The 14,436-nt window shown below is 55.2% G+C and carries 11 protein-coding genes; all 11 read left to right on the forward strand.

The genetic code is table 11. From position 1 onward, the window contains the following. Position 1 precedes the first annotated feature (1 nt). The 11 genes from pbpC to AC0XWG_RS13200 all read left to right on the forward strand — a co-directional run bounded on the left by pbpC (position 2) and on the right by AC0XWG_RS13200 (position 14,410). On the forward strand, positions 2-2,326 hold the full coding sequence (gene pbpC / locus AC0XWG_RS13150) for a peptidoglycan glycosyltransferase PbpC (RefSeq protein ID WP_475680651.1): 2,325 nt from the start codon (positions 2-4) through the stop codon (positions 2,324-2,326). A 156-nt stretch (positions 2,327-2,482) separates the two neighbouring features. Beyond that, complete coding sequence (gene ndk / locus AC0XWG_RS13155) at positions 2,483-2,914, forward strand: nucleoside-diphosphate kinase (RefSeq protein ID WP_003860625.1); 432 nt, start codon at positions 2,483-2,485, stop codon at positions 2,912-2,914. Between the two features lie 169 nt (positions 2,915-3,083). Beyond that, entirely contained in the window at positions 3,084-4,250 is a 1,167-nt protein-coding gene (gene rlmN / locus AC0XWG_RS13160; RefSeq protein WP_014832896.1) for a dual-specificity RNA methyltransferase RlmN, read from the forward strand. 293 nt (positions 4,251-4,543) lie between these two features. Next, positions 4,544-5,560, forward strand: a complete 1,017-nt coding sequence (rodZ, locus tag AC0XWG_RS13165; protein WP_128348044.1) for a cytoskeleton protein RodZ — start codon at positions 4,544-4,546, stop codon at positions 5,558-5,560. A gap of 26 nt (positions 5,561-5,586) precedes the next feature. Further along, positions 5,587-6,705 carry a flavodoxin-dependent (E)-4-hydroxy-3-methylbut-2-enyl-diphosphate synthase gene (gene ispG, locus AC0XWG_RS13170; RefSeq protein WP_023308814.1) on the forward strand — a complete coding sequence of 373 codons (1,119 nt, stop codon included), beginning with the start codon at positions 5,587-5,589 and terminating at the stop codon, positions 6,703-6,705. A gap of 80 nt (positions 6,706-6,785) precedes the next feature. After that, a complete protein-coding gene (gene hisS, locus AC0XWG_RS13175) occupies positions 6,786-8,060 on the forward strand; it encodes a histidine--tRNA ligase (protein ID WP_475680652.1) in 1,275 nt (424 codons plus the stop codon). Positions 8,061-8,073: 13 nt separating this feature from the next. Beyond that, a complete protein-coding gene (locus AC0XWG_RS13180) occupies positions 8,074-8,694 on the forward strand; it encodes a YfgM family protein (RefSeq protein WP_028016093.1) in 621 nt (206 codons plus the stop codon). 10 nt (positions 8,695-8,704) lie between these two features. Then, positions 8,705-9,883: an outer membrane protein assembly factor BamB gene (gene bamB, locus AC0XWG_RS13185; protein ID WP_028016094.1), complete on the forward strand. Its 1,179-nt coding sequence runs from the start codon at positions 8,705-8,707 to the stop codon at positions 9,881-9,883. A 112-nt stretch (positions 9,884-9,995) separates the two neighbouring features. After that, the gene (der, locus tag AC0XWG_RS13190) at positions 9,996-11,471 is read left to right on the forward strand and encodes a ribosome biogenesis GTPase Der (RefSeq protein ID WP_024908655.1); all 1,476 of its coding nucleotides are present in this window, start codon (positions 9,996-9,998) and stop codon (positions 11,469-11,471) included. Between the two features lie 301 nt (positions 11,472-11,772). Then, a complete protein-coding gene (locus AC0XWG_RS13195) occupies positions 11,773-13,314 on the forward strand; it encodes a peptide MFS transporter (protein WP_028016095.1) in 1,542 nt (513 codons plus the stop codon). A gap of 61 nt (positions 13,315-13,375) precedes the next feature. Next, complete coding sequence (locus AC0XWG_RS13200; protein WP_475680653.1) at positions 13,376-14,410, forward strand: Gfo/Idh/MocA family oxidoreductase; 1,035 nt, start codon at positions 13,376-13,378, stop codon at positions 14,408-14,410. The last annotated feature ends 26 nt before the right edge of the window (positions 14,411-14,436 follow it).

A 14,436-nucleotide genomic window follows, 5' to 3' on the forward strand; every position in this document is an offset into this window, starting at 1 on the left:
TATGCTGATGGCACCTTTGATACGCTCCCGCTGGCTTTGGCTGGCGGGAGCGCTTCTCGTTTTATGGGGGCTGATCTTCGTTGCTGACCGCCTGTGGCCGTTGCCTCTGAAAGAGGTCAACCCTGCGCGGGTCGTGGTGGATGAAAAGGGGACGCCGCTCTGGCGTTTTGCCGATAGCGACGGGATCTGGCGCTACCCGGTGACGATTGAAGAGGTCTCTCCCCGTTATCTTGAGGCCCTGATCCAGTATGAAGATCGCTGGTTCTGGGATCATCCTGGCGTGAACCCTTTCTCTGTTCTTCGTGCGGCCTGGCAGGATCTCTCTTCCGGAAAGGTTGTCTCTGGCGGCAGCACGCTCACCATGCAGGTGGCGCGCCTGCTGGATCCACATCCGCGTACCTTTGGCGGCAAAATTCGTCAACTCTGGCGGGCGATGCAGCTGGAATGGCATCTTTCCAAACGCGAGATCCTCACGCTCTATCTCAACCGCGCCCCGTTTGGCGGCACGTTGCAGGGGGTGGGAGCCGCAAGCTGGACCTATCTCGGCAAACCGCCGTCGCAGCTCAGCTATTCCGATGCGGCGCTGCTGGCGGTGCTTCCTCAGGCTCCGAGTCGTTTACGCCCGGACCGCTGGCCTGAACGGGCCGAAGCGGCGCGCAATAAAGTGCTCGACCGGATGGCGACGCAAGGCGTCTGGTCTGCAAAACAGGTCAAAGAATCCCGTGAAGAAGCGGTATGGCTGGCACCACGACAGATGCCGCAGCTGGCGCCGCTCTTTGCACGGATGATGCTCGGTAAAAGTCGTGACACGAAAATTGTCACCACGCTGGATGCCGGACTGCAACGGCAGCTGGAAGAGCTGGCGATGAACTGGAAATCCCGCCTGCCTGCACGCAGCTCGCTGGCGATGATCGTGGTCGATCATACCGATATGAAAGTGCGCGGCTGGGTGGGATCGGTGGATATCAACGATGACAGTCGTTTCAGCCATGTGGATATGGTCAATGCGATCCGATCCCCGGGATCGGTATTGAAGCCCTTTATCTACGGTATGGCGCTGGACGATGGCCTGATCCATCCCACGTCGTTGCTTCAGGACGTTCCAAGAAAAACCGGTGATTATCGCCCGGGGAATTTTGACAGTGGGTTCCACGGACCGGTCAGTATGAGTGAAGCGCTGGTGCGCTCCCTCAACCTGCCTGCGGTACAGGTGCTTGAAGCGTATGGGCCAAAACGGTTTGCCGGGATGCTGAGCAATGCAGGCTTGCCGCTTATACTGCCTGCGGGCGCTCAGCCAAACCTTTCTCTGATACTGGGAGGTGCAGGCGCACGACTGGCGGACATCACGGCAGCCTACAGCGCCTTTGCCCGACACGGTAAAGCGGGACGATTGCGTTTACAGCCAGGCGATCCGCTGGTTGAACGTCCGTTATTGTCACAAGGCTCGGCGTGGATTATTCGTCGTATTCTGGCGAATGAGGCGCAGCCGCTACCGGATAACGCGCTACCGCAAATCGCGCCGCTGGCGTGGAAAACAGGGACCAGCTACGGCTACCGCGATGCCTGGGCCATTGGCCTGAATGCCCGTTACGTGATTGGCATCTGGACCGGACGACCAGACGGCACGCCGGTGGCGGGGCAGTTTGGTTTTGCCAGCGCCGTGCCGCTGTTAAATCAGGTGAATAACCTGATTCAGTCGCGCTCAACGGTAGACGAAGCCCGTCTGCCGCGCGATCCGCGTCCGGAAAGTGTAGGGCGGGGCGTGATCTGCTGGCCGGGCGGCCAGTCGCTGCCGGAAGGCAGTGAAAACTGCCGACGTCGTCTTGCGACGTGGTTACTTGAGGGGAGTGAACCACCCACGCTGCTTTTACCGGAACAGGAAGGCATACGCGGAATTCGTTTCCCGGTATGGCTGGATAAAACCGGCAAACGCGTTGCGGCAGACTGCCCGGACGCAACTGAAAAAGTCCTTGATGTCTGGCCGCTGCCGCTGGAGCCGTGGCTGCCTGCAACCGAACGTCGCGCGGTCCGGGTTCCTCCCTCTTCGGCAACGTGTCCGCCGTTGTCACAGGATGCACCTGCTCCGCTCATGTTGACCGGCTTGCGCGAGGGGGCCGTTATCAAACGTCTACCTGGTGAGCCCCGCGTTTCGCTTCCCCTTCAGGTGACCGGCAATAGCGGCGAGCGCTGGTGGTTTTTGAACGGTGAACCGCTGAGTGTGAAAGGAAGAGTTTACACATTACAGCTTGATAAATCGGGTGATTATCAGTTACTCGTTATGGATGAGAGCGGGCAGGTCGCGACGGTGAATTTTACGCTGCAGTGATCAGAAAACAGCTATCAGATGTGAGCTGTTGCTAAAACTCGTCTTATTTTAAAAAAATGTTACCTGAATCCATAGGCAATGGCGCCATTGCTCATTATAATCCGCGCCACACCATACTCAGGTATGCAAAACAACAGAACATTGACAGAGGTTATCATGGCTATTGAACGTACTTTTTCCATCATCAAACCAAACGCGGTGGCAAAAAACGTTATTGGCAGCATCTTCGCTCGCTTTGAATCAGCAGGTTTTAAGATTGTTGGCACTAAAATGCTGCACCTGACCGTTGAACAGGCTCGCGGTTTCTACGCTGAGCACGAAGGTCGCCCATTCTTTGACGGCCTGGTTGAGTTCATGACCTCTGGTCCGATCGTTGTATCCGTACTGGAAGGCGAAAACGCAGTACAGCGTCACCGTGACCTGCTGGGTGCAACCAACCCGGATAACGCGCTGGCAGGTACCCTGCGCGCTGACTACGCTGACAGCTTCACCGAGAACGGTACTCACGGTTCTGACTCTGTTGAATCTGCTGCCCGCGAAATCGCTTTCTTCTTCGCAGAAGGCGAAGTGTGTCCACGTACCCGTTAATTTAACGGTTTCGTTTACACATTATTTTCGTAAATGCCGCGTCCAGACGTGGCATCCCTGCGTCAGAGTTTGTACAATGCAACGCCCCGGACGAGCAGACTGCTTTCCGGGGCGTTTCTATTCAACCCTCCATGGGCCATAACGTGTAACAACGAGGCCGGAAAATATTATGTCTGAATTAGTGAATACCTCCGAAGTCGCCACGCCTGCGGTTCCAAATAAAAATGGAAAAATCAACCTGCTGGATCTGAACCGTCAGCAGATGCGCGAGTTCTTTAAAGAGATGGGTGAGAAGCCGTTTCGTGCCGATCAGGTGATGAAATGGATGTACCATTACTGCAGCGACAATTTTGATGACATGACTGACATCAACAAGGTCCTGCGTAATAAGCTCAAAGAAGTTGCAGAGATCCGTGCGCCAGAAGTGGTGGAAGAGCAGCGTTCTTCTGACGGCACCATCAAATGGGCGATTGCCGTAGGCGATCAACGCGTTGAAACCGTCTACATCCCGGAAGAAGACCGCGCCACGCTGTGTGTCTCCTCTCAGGTAGGCTGTGCGCTGGAGTGCAAATTCTGCTCTACCGCGCAGCAAGGTTTTAACCGTAACCTGCGTGTCTCTGAAATTATCGGCCAGGTCTGGCGTGCCGCAAAAATTGTGGGCGCAGCAAAAGTGACAGGTACGCGTCCCATTACCAACGTGGTGATGATGGGCATGGGTGAGCCACTGCTGAACTTGACCAACGTCGTTCCGGCGATGGAAATCATGCTGGATGACTTCGGTTTCGGTCTGTCTAAACGTCGCGTGACGTTGTCGACCTCCGGTGTTGTGCCTGCTCTGGACAAGCTCGGCGATATGATTGACGTTGCGCTGGCAATCTCCCTGCACGCACCAAACGATGAAATCCGTGACGAAATTGTGCCGATCAACAAAAAGTACAATATCGAAACCTTCCTCGCTGCCGTGCGTCGTTACCTGGAGAAATCTAACGCGAACCAGGGCCGTGTCACTATCGAGTACGTGATGCTTGACCATGTTAACGACGGTACCGAACATGCACATCAGCTGGCTGAACTGCTGAAAGATACGCCATGCAAAATCAACCTGATTCCATGGAACCCGTTCCCGGGCGCACCTTATGGACGTAGCTCGAACAGCCGTATCGATCGCTTCTCCAAAGTGCTGATGGAGTATGGTTTCACCACCATCGTGCGTAAAACCCGTGGTGATGACATTGATGCCGCATGCGGACAGCTGGCAGGTGATGTCATTGACCGTACCAAACGCACCCTGCGTAAACGCATGCAGGGTGAGACAATTGCGGTCAAAGCTGTTTGATTATTATGCACTCACGGCGCATTATCTGCGCCGTGAAGCATAATCTTACTGAATAATCAGTCAGATTCGTGATGACTGAGTAATAATTACGGTGCGTTTCATTCGACTTTCGGGCAGTATGTAACGACGTAACAACAGTTTAGCCGTACGGGCAGGGCTGTACTGTCATCTCCGGGCAGACAGTCTTATACTGTCTGTTCACGGTTAACTGACCAGAAGTTTCGCGGTGCGGGTGGCATTGTGACTCACCGGCGCCTGAACCCTTATTTTTCACGTACCAGTAGTTGTAGCGAATGAATACTGAAGCCACTCACGACCAACATGAAGCACTCTCCACTGGCGTTCGTCTTCGCAACGCCCGTGAACAACTCGGACTCAGCCAGCAAGCCGTTGCAGAACGCTTGTGCCTGAAGGTTTCCACGGTTCGCGATATTGAAGAAGATAAGGCACCTGCCGATCTGGCTTCAACGTTCTTGCGCGGTTATATCCGCTCTTACGCAAAACTGGTGCACATCCCCGAAAACGAATTACTGCCGATGATGGAGAAGCAGGCACCGGTACGTGCAGCGAAAGTTGCGCCGATGCAGACTTTCTCCCTGGGGAAACGTCGTAAAAAACGTGATGGCTGGCTGATGAGCTTTACCTGGCTGGTCTTGTTTGTGGTGATCGGTCTGACCGGCGCATGGTGGTGGCAAAACCACAAGGCGCAGCAGGAAGAGATCACCACCATGGCCGATCAATCCTCCGCCGAACTGAACCAGGCCGGAAGTGAGAACGGCCAGAGCGTGCCGCTGAATACCGACGGCGCAGCTTCCTCCAGCGAGCCACAGACCGCAGCGCCAGACGCGTCGGCGACCGGTACAGCGCAGACCCCGGTAGCAACGGCGAACACCGCTGCGCCTCTGACTCAGGATCAAAACGCGGTGGTTTCCCCTTCTCAGGCTAATGTTGATACGGCGGCGAACGCGCCAGCGGCCAGTCAGCCTACGGACAATACCGCAGCCTCTCTGCCAACCAACCCGGCAGGCACTGCCACGGCAGCCGCTGATCCGAATGCGCTGGTGATGAACTTTAACGCCGACTGCTGGCTGGAAGTGACTGACGCAACAGGTAAAAAACTGTTCAGCGGCCTGCAGCGTAAAGATGGCACGTTAAACCTAACCGGCCAGGCTCCTTATAAACTTAAAATCGGCGCTCCGGCAGCGGTACAGATCCAGTATCAAGGAAAACCTGTCGACCTGAGCCGCTTTATCAGAACTAACCAGGTTGCACGTCTTACCGTTAATGCCGAACAATCAGCAGCACAGTAACAGACGGGCAACGCGGGAGATTTTTCATGCATAACCAGGCTCCGATTCAACGTAGAAAATCGAAACGGATTTACGTTGGGAATGTGCCAATCGGCGATGGGGCACCTATCGCCGTTCAGTCGATGACCAACACGCGCACCACCGATGTGGAAGCGACGGTCAATCAAATCAAAGCATTAGAACGTGTAGGCGCGGACATTGTTCGCGTCTCCGTCCCGACCATGGATGCCGCTGAGGCGTTCAAACTGATCAAACAGCAGGTCAGCGTTCCGCTGGTGGCTGATATCCACTTCGACTACCGCATTGCCCTGAAAGTGGCCGAATACGGCGTCGATTGCCTGCGTATTAACCCGGGCAATATCGGTAACGAAGAGCGTATCCGAATGGTAGTGGACTGCGCCCGCGATAAAAATATTCCTATCCGTATCGGCGTCAATGCCGGTTCCCTGGAAAAAGATCTGCAGGAAAAGTACGGTGAGCCTACGCCACAGGCGTTGCTCGAATCCGCGATGCGTCACGTCGATCATCTCGATCGTCTTAACTTCGATCAGTTCAAAGTCAGTGTAAAAGCGTCCGATGTATTCCTTGCGGTGGAGTCTTACCGCCTGCTGGCAAAACAGATCGACCAGCCTCTGCACCTCGGGATCACCGAAGCAGGCGGTCTGCGCAGCGGTTCGGTAAAATCCGCGATCGGTCTGGGGCTGCTGCTCTCCGAAGGGATCGGTGACACCTTGCGCGTCTCTCTGGCGGCCGATCCGGTCGAAGAGATCAAGGTCGGTTTCGATATCCTGAAGTCGCTGCGTATTCGCGCACGTGGGATCAACTTCATTGCCTGCCCAACCTGTTCACGTCAGGAGTTTGATGTGATCGGAACGGTGAATGCTCTGGAGCAGCGTCTGGAAGACATCATCACACCGATGGACGTCTCCATCATCGGCTGTGTGGTGAACGGTCCGGGTGAAGCGCTGGTGTCAACCCTGGGCGTGACCGGCGGTAACAAGAAAAGTGGTCTCTATGAAGATGGCGTTCGTAAAGATCGTCTGGATAATAGCGACATGATCGACCAGCTTGAAGCCCGCATCCGTGCCAAAGCGGCCATGATGGACGAGACACAGCGTATCAGCGTTCAGCAGGTTGAAAAATAACGTGATGGGAAGCCGCGAGCTTCCCATGTATGATTGAACCCATTCTTTGGGTTTTTTTTGTATATAGAAAGAGAATAAACGTGGCAAAAAACATTCAAGCCATCCGCGGCATGAACGATTATCTGCCTGGCGAAACCGCCATCTGGCAGCGCATTGAAGGCACACTGAAGCAGGTGCTCGGCAGCTACGGTTACAGCGAAATCCGTTTGCCGATTGTAGAGCAGACCCCGTTATTCAAACGCGCGATCGGCGAAGTCACCGACGTGGTTGAAAAAGAGATGTACACCTTTGAGGACCGTAACGGCGACAGCCTGACCTTGCGTCCGGAAGGGACGGCGGGCTGCGTACGCGCCGGCATCGAACATGGTCTTCTGTACAATCAGGAGCAACGCCTGTGGTATATCGGCCCGATGTTCCGCCACGAACGTCCTCAGAAAGGGCGTTATCGCCAGTTCAACCAGCTGGGTGTGGAAGTCTTTGGCCTGCAGGGGCCGGATATTGACGCTGAGCTGATTATGCTGACCGCTCGCTGGTGGCGCGCGCTGGGGATTTCTGAGCACGTTTCGCTGGAGCTGAACTCAATCGGCTCTCTGGAAGCACGCGCAAACTACCGTGACGCGCTGGTGGCGTTCCTGGAACAGCATAAAGATAAGCTGGACGAAGACTGCAAACGTCGTATGTACAGCAATCCGCTGCGCGTTCTGGATTCCAAAAACGCAGATGTTCAGGCGCTGCTGAACGATGCGCCTGCGCTGGGTGACTACCTGGATGAAGAGTCTCGCGAACACTTCGCGGGCCTGTGCAAGCTGCTTGAAGCGGCAGGTATCGCTTACACCGTTAACCAGCGCCTGGTGCGCGGTCTGGACTACTACAACCGCACTGTATTCGAGTGGGTTACCTCAAGCCTCGGTTCGCAGGGCACCGTGTGTGCGGGCGGTCGTTATGACGGTCTGGTAGAGCAGTTAGGTGGCCGTGCAGCCACTGCGGTTGGCTTCGCGATGGGTCTTGAACGACTTGTTTTGCTGGTTCAGGCAGTTAATCCGGAATTTAAAGCAGATTCCGTTGTCGATATATACCTGGTGGCCTCAGGTGCGGATACGCAGTCTGCGGCGATGCAGCTTGCTGAACGCGTGCGCGATGCACTGCCGGAGGTTAAGCTGATGACCAACCACGGCGGCGGCAACTTTAAAAAACAGTTTGCTCGTGCCGATAAGTGGGGCGCAAGTATTGCACTGGTGCTGGGCGAGTCCGAAGTGGCTAACGGCGAAGTAGTAGTGAAAGACCTGCGCTCTGGTGAGCAGACAACGGTAACGCAGGACGGCGTTGCGGCGCACTTGCGCACTCTATTAGGCTAAGGAGAAGGACTGCGTGGAAATTTACGAGAACGAACACGATCAGGTCGACGCGATTAAACGCTTCTTTGCTGAAAACGGCAAAGCGCTGGTTGTTGGGGTAATTTTAGGTGTCGGTGCGCTGATAGGCTGGCGTTACTGGAACAATCATCAGGCGGATTCCGCGCGTGGCGCGTCCCTGTCCTATGAAAATACCGTGAGCGCAATTCGAGCCGATCAGCCACAAACGCTGACGGCAGCCGAAAAGTTTGCGGCTGATAACAAAAACACCTACGGTGCACTGGCTGCACTGGAAGTAGCACAGCAGTACGTTGATAAGAACGAACTGGATAAAGCGGCTGCTCAGCTGTCTCAGGGCCTTGCGGCCGCCAGCGATGAAAACCTGAAAGCGGTTATCAACCTTCGTCTGGCACGTATCCAGGTTCAGCAGAAAAAAGCTGACGACGCGCTGAAAACGCTCGATACCATCAAAGGTGAGGGCTTTGCTGCCATCGTTGCCGATCTGCGCGGTGAAGCACTGCTGAGCAAAGGTGACAAAGCGGGCGCGCGTAAAGCGTGGCAAGCTGGCGTGGATAGTCAGGCATCACCTGCGCTGAGCGAAATGATGCAGATGAAAATAAATAATTTGTCCGTCTGAGAGGGACCCGATGCAATTGCGTAAATTACTTCTGCCAGGACTGCTTTCTGTTACGTTATTGAGTGGTTGTTCACTGTTCAGTGGCGAAGAAGACGTTGTGAAAATGTCCCCACTGCCGACGGTTGAAAACCAGTTTACCCCATCCACTGCGTGGAGCACCTCCGTGGGTGATGGGATTGGTGATTTCTATTCCAACCTTCATCCGGCCTTTGCCGACAGCGTCATCTATGCGGCTGACCGCAAAGGTACCGTGAAAGCGGTGAACGCTGATGACGGAAAAGAAGTGTGGTCGATTAACCTGGCGGAAAAAGACGGCTGGTTCTCCCGTAAACCTGCACTGCTGTCTGGTGGCCTGACGGTTGCCGGTGGTCATGTCTACGTGGGCAGCGAAAAAGCACAGGTTTATGCCCTGAACAGCAGCGACGGCTCCATTGCCTGGCAAACGACCGTGGCGGGTGAATCCCTGTCTCGTCCGGTGGTGAGTGACGGCCTGGTGCTGATTCATACCAGCAACGGTCAGCTGCAGGCGCTGAACGAAGCGGACGGACTGGTGAAATGGACCGTTAACCTGGATATGCCAGCGCTTTCTCTGCGCGGCGAATCCGCACCGGCTACCGCGTTTGGTGCTGCCATTGTCGGCGGTGACAACGGTCGCGTGAGCGCAGTGCTGATGCAGCAAGGCCAGATGATCTGGCAGCAGCGTATCTCTCAGGCTACGGGCTCAACGGAAATTGACCGTCTGAGCGACGTCGACACAACGCCGGTTATCGTTAACGGTGTGGTTTACGCGCTGGCCTATAACGGTAACCTGACTGCGCTGGATCTGCGCAGCGGCCAGATCATGTGGAAACGTGAGCTGGGCTCGGTGAATGATTTCATCGTTGAGGGTAACCGCATCTATATGGTTGACCAGAACGACCGTCTGCTAGCGCTGAGCACCGAAGGTGGCGTGACGCTGTGGACGCAAAGCGATCTGCTGCACCGTCTGCTGACCGCGCCAGCGCTGTACAACGGTAGCCTGGTGGTTGGTGACAGCGAAGGGTATATGCACTGGATTGATCCAGAAAATGGTCGCTTTGTTGCACAGCAAAAAGTCGACAGCTCTGGTTTCCTGACCGATCCGGTTGTGGCCGATGGTAAACTGCTGATTCAGGCAAAAGACGGCACGCTGTACGCGATCACGCGTTAATTACCCGGCGGTTGTAGTATACTAAACGGCTCCTGTTCATTCAGGAGCCGTTTTGACATTTTTAAAAACGCCGCGAAAGCGACGTTATTTTGAATTTTATGAGGCTTCAAACATGGTACCTGTGGTCGCGCTTGTCGGGCGCCCTAACGTTGGAAAATCCACTCTTTTTAACCGTTTAACACGCACCCGTGATGCGCTGGTTGCGGATTTCCCGGGGCTGACGCGTGACCGTAAGTACGGTCGTGCAGAAGTAGAAGGACGTGAGTTCATCTGTATTGATACCGGTGGTATTGACGGCACTGAAGATGGTGTTGAAACCCGCATGGCAGAGCAGTCGCTGCTGGCAATTGAAGAGGCCGATGTGGTGCTGTTCATGGTGGATGCCCGTGCTGGCCTGATGCCAGCGGACTCCGCGATCGCCAAACACCTGCGTTCACGCGAAAAGCCGACCTTCCTGGTGGCGAACAAAACTGACGGCATCGATGCCGATCAGGCAATCGCGGATTTCTGGTCTCTGGGCCTGGGTGAAATCTACCCTATCGCGGCATCGCATGGCCGTGGCGTAACCAGCCTGCTGGAAACCGTTCTGCTGCCGTGGGTCGACGAAGTTAACCCGCCAGAAGAGGTGGACGAAGACGCCGAATACTGGGCGCAGTTTGAAGACGGAGAAGAGGGCGAAGAAGAAGAGCCTGAAGACGACTTCAACCCGCAGGATCTGCCGATCAAGCTGGCTATCGTGGGTCGTCCAAACGTAGGTAAGTCTACGCTTACTAACCGTATCCTGGGTGAAGAACGCGTGGTCGTTTACGACATGCCGGGCACCACCCGTGACAGTATCTACATCCCTATGCAGCGCGATGAGCGTGAGTATGTCCTCATCGACACCGCAGGCGTACGTAAGCGTGGAAAAATCACCGATGTGGTGGAAAAATTCTCCGTTATCAAAACCCTGCAGGCGATTGAAGATGCCAACGTGGTGCTGCTGGTTATTGATGCTCGCGAAGGTATCTCCGATCAGGATCTCTCTCTGCTCGGCTTTATCCTCAATAGTGGGCGCTCACTGGTTATCGTGGTCAACAAATGGGATGGCCTGAGCAATGAAGTGAGAGAGCAGGTGAAAGAGACTCTCGACTTCCGTCTGGGCTTCATCGACTTTGCTCGCGTGCACTTCATCTCCGCGCTGCACGGCAGCGGCGTGGGCAACCTGTTCGAATCGGTGCGTGAAGCGTATGACAGCTCCACCCGTCGTCAGAGTACCGCCATGCTGACCCGCATCATGAACATGGCTGCAGAAGACCATCAGCCGCCGCTGGTGCGCGGTCGTCGCGTGAAGCTGAAATATGCCCACGCCGGTGGTTATAACCCGCCAATCGTGGTGATTCACGGCAACCAGGTGAAAGACCTGCCGGACTCCTACAAGCGCTATCTGATGAACTACTTCCGTAAATCGCTTGACGTGATGGGTACGCCTATCCGTATCCAGTTTAAGGAAGGGGAAAACCCGTTCGCCAACAAGCGCAACACCCTGACGCCAAACCAGATGCGTAAGCGTAAGCGTTTGATTAAACACATTAAGAAAAGCAAATAATCATTGCCGATCTCACCAAAGCCCGCGTTTATCGCGGGCTTTTTTTTCGCTCAATCATACCGTCGGTTTTCTCTGTGTGAAGTCAATCACTATTCACTTTTAACCAAGTTTAAATCTAAGAAAGTAGACAATAGTCGAATTTTCATCTTAAAGTCCGGGGTCCGGTACTAGACAAAACTAGCGCCTGGTTATCAAATGGTTAACTAACTTTTCGCCACATGTAAAAAATCGGTCAGATACGTAACTGACCGGCGTACTTGCTGGTGTTTACAAGCACGACGACATACCTTTCGGGAGAATTATGCAATCCTCTGTTAATCAAAAAGAAAGCCGAACGTTCTTCGGCCATCCGTATCCGCTCGGTTCTCTGTTCTTCACCGAGATGTGGGAGCGTTTCTCGTTTTACGGCATTCGCCCGTTACTGATCCTGTTTATGGCCGCCACCGTATATGACGGCGGGATGGGGCTGGCGCGCGAAAACGCCTCGGCGATTGTCGGTATCTTTGCCGGGACCATGTATCTGGCCGCACTGCCGGGTGGCTGGCTGGCCGATAACTGGCTCGGCCAGCAGAGAGCCGTCTGGTACGGTTCGATTCTGATTGCGCTCGGTCACCTGTCGATCGCGCTGTCGGCCATCATGGGCGATAACCTGTTCTTTATCGGCCTGATGTTCATCGTGCTCGGCTCTGGTCTGTTCAAAACCTGTATCTCGGTGATGGTCGGTACTCTGTACAAAAAAGGTGACGCGCGTCGTGACGGCGGATTCTCGCTGTTCTACATGGGCATCAACATGGGCTCGTTCATCGCGCCACTGATTTCCGGCTGGCTGATCAAAACCCACGGCTGGCACTGGGGCTTTGGTATTGGCGGTATCGGGATGCTGGTCGCGCTGATTATCTTCCGCGTGTTTGCCGTTCCGGCGATGAAACGCTATGACAGCGAAGTCGGTCTGGACTCCACCTGGAACAGCCCGGTTGTGAAGCGTAACGGCGTGGGCGTGTGGCTCCTGGCGCTGGCCGCAGGTGTGGCGACGATCGTCACGCTGATCGCACAAGGCGTGATTGTGATTAACCCGGTCGCGGTAGCCAGCGTACTGGTTTACGTGATTGCGGCGTCCGTGGCCCTCTACTTTATTTATCTGTTTGTTTTTGCAGGCCTGAACCGTAAAGAGCGCGCCAGACTGCTGGTCTGTTTTATTCTGCTGATCTCTGCGGCCTTCTTCTGGTCTGCGTTTGAGCAGAAGCCAACCTCGTTCAACCTGTTCGCCAACGACTACACTAACCGCATGATCGGTGATTTCGAAATCCCGGCGGTGTGGTTCCAGTCAATTAATGCCCTGTTCATCATCCTGCTGGCACCGGTATTTAGCTGGGCATGGCCGAAGCTTGCGAGCATGAACATTCGTCCGAGCAGTATCACCAAGTTTGTTATCGGTATTCTGTGTGCTGCGGCAGGTTTTGGCCTGATGATGCTGGCGGCAGAAAACGTGCTGAGTAATGGTGGCGCGGGCGTGTCGCCGTTCTGGCTGGTGGGCAGTATCCTGATGCTGACGCTCGGCGAACTGTGCCTGAGCCCGATTGGCCTGGCGACCATGACATTGCTGGCGCCAGAGAGAATGCGCGGTCAGATGATGGGCTTGTGGTTCTGCGCCAGTGCGCTGGGGAACCTGGCTGCGGGCCTGATTGGCGGTCACGTGAAGGCCGACCAGCTGGATATGCTGCCGGATCTCTTTGCTCGCTGTTCCGTCGCGCTGCTGATTTGTGCCGCGGTACTGATCGTCCTCATTGTTCCAGTGCGTCGTATGCTGGAAAATGCGCAGACTAAACCGGCTGCTAACGCCTGATAAACCTCAGTGTGCCGGGGCAGACGTTACGCCCCGGCACTGTATTCCCTGAGGTGAAATTATGCAGTTAGGATTTGTTGGTCTTGGCGCGGTAGTGGAAACCGCGTATATGCCCGCATTGCGACACCTTTTTGGTCACTCGGTTCGTTGTTTCGGGTTTGATGTTCTTCCCGCAAAGCACCCTGAAGGCGTTACGCGCTGCACTTCCCTTGCGGAGCTTCTTGCTATACCGCTGGATACCCTGTTTATCACCACTGCATCGCTGCATCATCTTGAGGTGCTGGAGCAGGCGATTGCCTCGCCCGTTCCACGCATTGTGGTTGAAAAACCGGTAGTCGCCACGCTTCCCCAAATAGAAAAGCTCAATACGCTGCTGGCAAAACCCGGTGTGGCATCTCGCGTGCTGGCGCTCGACCACTGGATGGCGCGCCTTGAAACGGTGAAGCGGTCGCTGGTGGGTAATGTCTCTGATATCGTCAAAATCGACGGTTTTTTGCAGGAGCCGAGTGGCTATAACGCAGCTGGAGAACCCATCGCGCTTAACTTTGCCACGGGCGAGCCGGATACCCGTACGCTTTGCCATCCTGATGGCGTGATTCTGGATATCGGTACGCACGTGCTGGCGATGCTGCGCGAAACGGTGCGTTATCTGGGAGGCCATGACGATATGACGTTGCAGGTCGTCACGGCTAAAGACCGCCTGGGTCGCGAAATCGCAAAAGGCGACCTGACCACGGCGGAAGGCGAGGCGCATCTTCAGGGCTGCATCAGCGGCGTGCCGGTGGATATCTGGCTTAACAAATACGCGGGACCCGCTGGCGGGCAAAAAGGTTTACGGCTCTGCTTGAGGGACGGGGGCACCATCAGCTACGACCGGCACGGCACAGAAGATGTGCTGGAGCTGATAAATGGCGAGACCCGTCAATGCTGGAAAATTCCCGGCACAATCTACGAACACTGTCTTGCAGATCATATTCTGGGCGTCAGGAGTCTGTATGAACGGGCTCCGCAAGAGGTGAGTCGCACCACGCGCCGCAGGATCGAGGAAGTGACGCTGCTGCTGACCTTGCAGCAACAGTTGCGTGGCCCGCACTGAACGCAACGTGGTAAAATTATCACAGA

The organism is Enterobacter sp. DVT3837, from assembly GCF_056238685.1.

What these genes read in the sequence shown, in the direction of transcription:
- pbpC (WP_475680651.1), top strand. Translation starts at nt 2, where the DNA reads ATGCTGATGGCACCTTTGATACGCTCCCGCTGGCTTTGGCTGGCGGGA.
- ndk (WP_003860625.1), top strand. Translation starts at nt 2,483, where the DNA reads ATGGCTATTGAACGTACTTTTTCCATCATCAAACCAAACGCGGTGGCA.
- rlmN (WP_014832896.1), top strand. Translation starts at nt 3,084, where the DNA reads ATGTCTGAATTAGTGAATACCTCCGAAGTCGCCACGCCTGCGGTTCCA.
- rodZ (WP_128348044.1), top strand. Translation starts at nt 4,544, where the DNA reads ATGAATACTGAAGCCACTCACGACCAACATGAAGCACTCTCCACTGGC.
- ispG (WP_023308814.1), top strand. Translation starts at nt 5,587, where the DNA reads ATGCATAACCAGGCTCCGATTCAACGTAGAAAATCGAAACGGATTTAC.
- bamB (WP_028016094.1), top strand. Translation starts at nt 8,705, where the DNA reads ATGCAATTGCGTAAATTACTTCTGCCAGGACTGCTTTCTGTTACGTTA.
- der (WP_024908655.1), top strand. Translation starts at nt 9,996, where the DNA reads ATGGTACCTGTGGTCGCGCTTGTCGGGCGCCCTAACGTTGGAAAATCC.
- AC0XWG_RS13195 (WP_028016095.1), top strand. Translation starts at nt 11,773, where the DNA reads ATGCAATCCTCTGTTAATCAAAAAGAAAGCCGAACGTTCTTCGGCCAT.
- AC0XWG_RS13200 (WP_475680653.1), top strand. Translation starts at nt 13,376, where the DNA reads ATGCAGTTAGGATTTGTTGGTCTTGGCGCGGTAGTGGAAACCGCGTAT.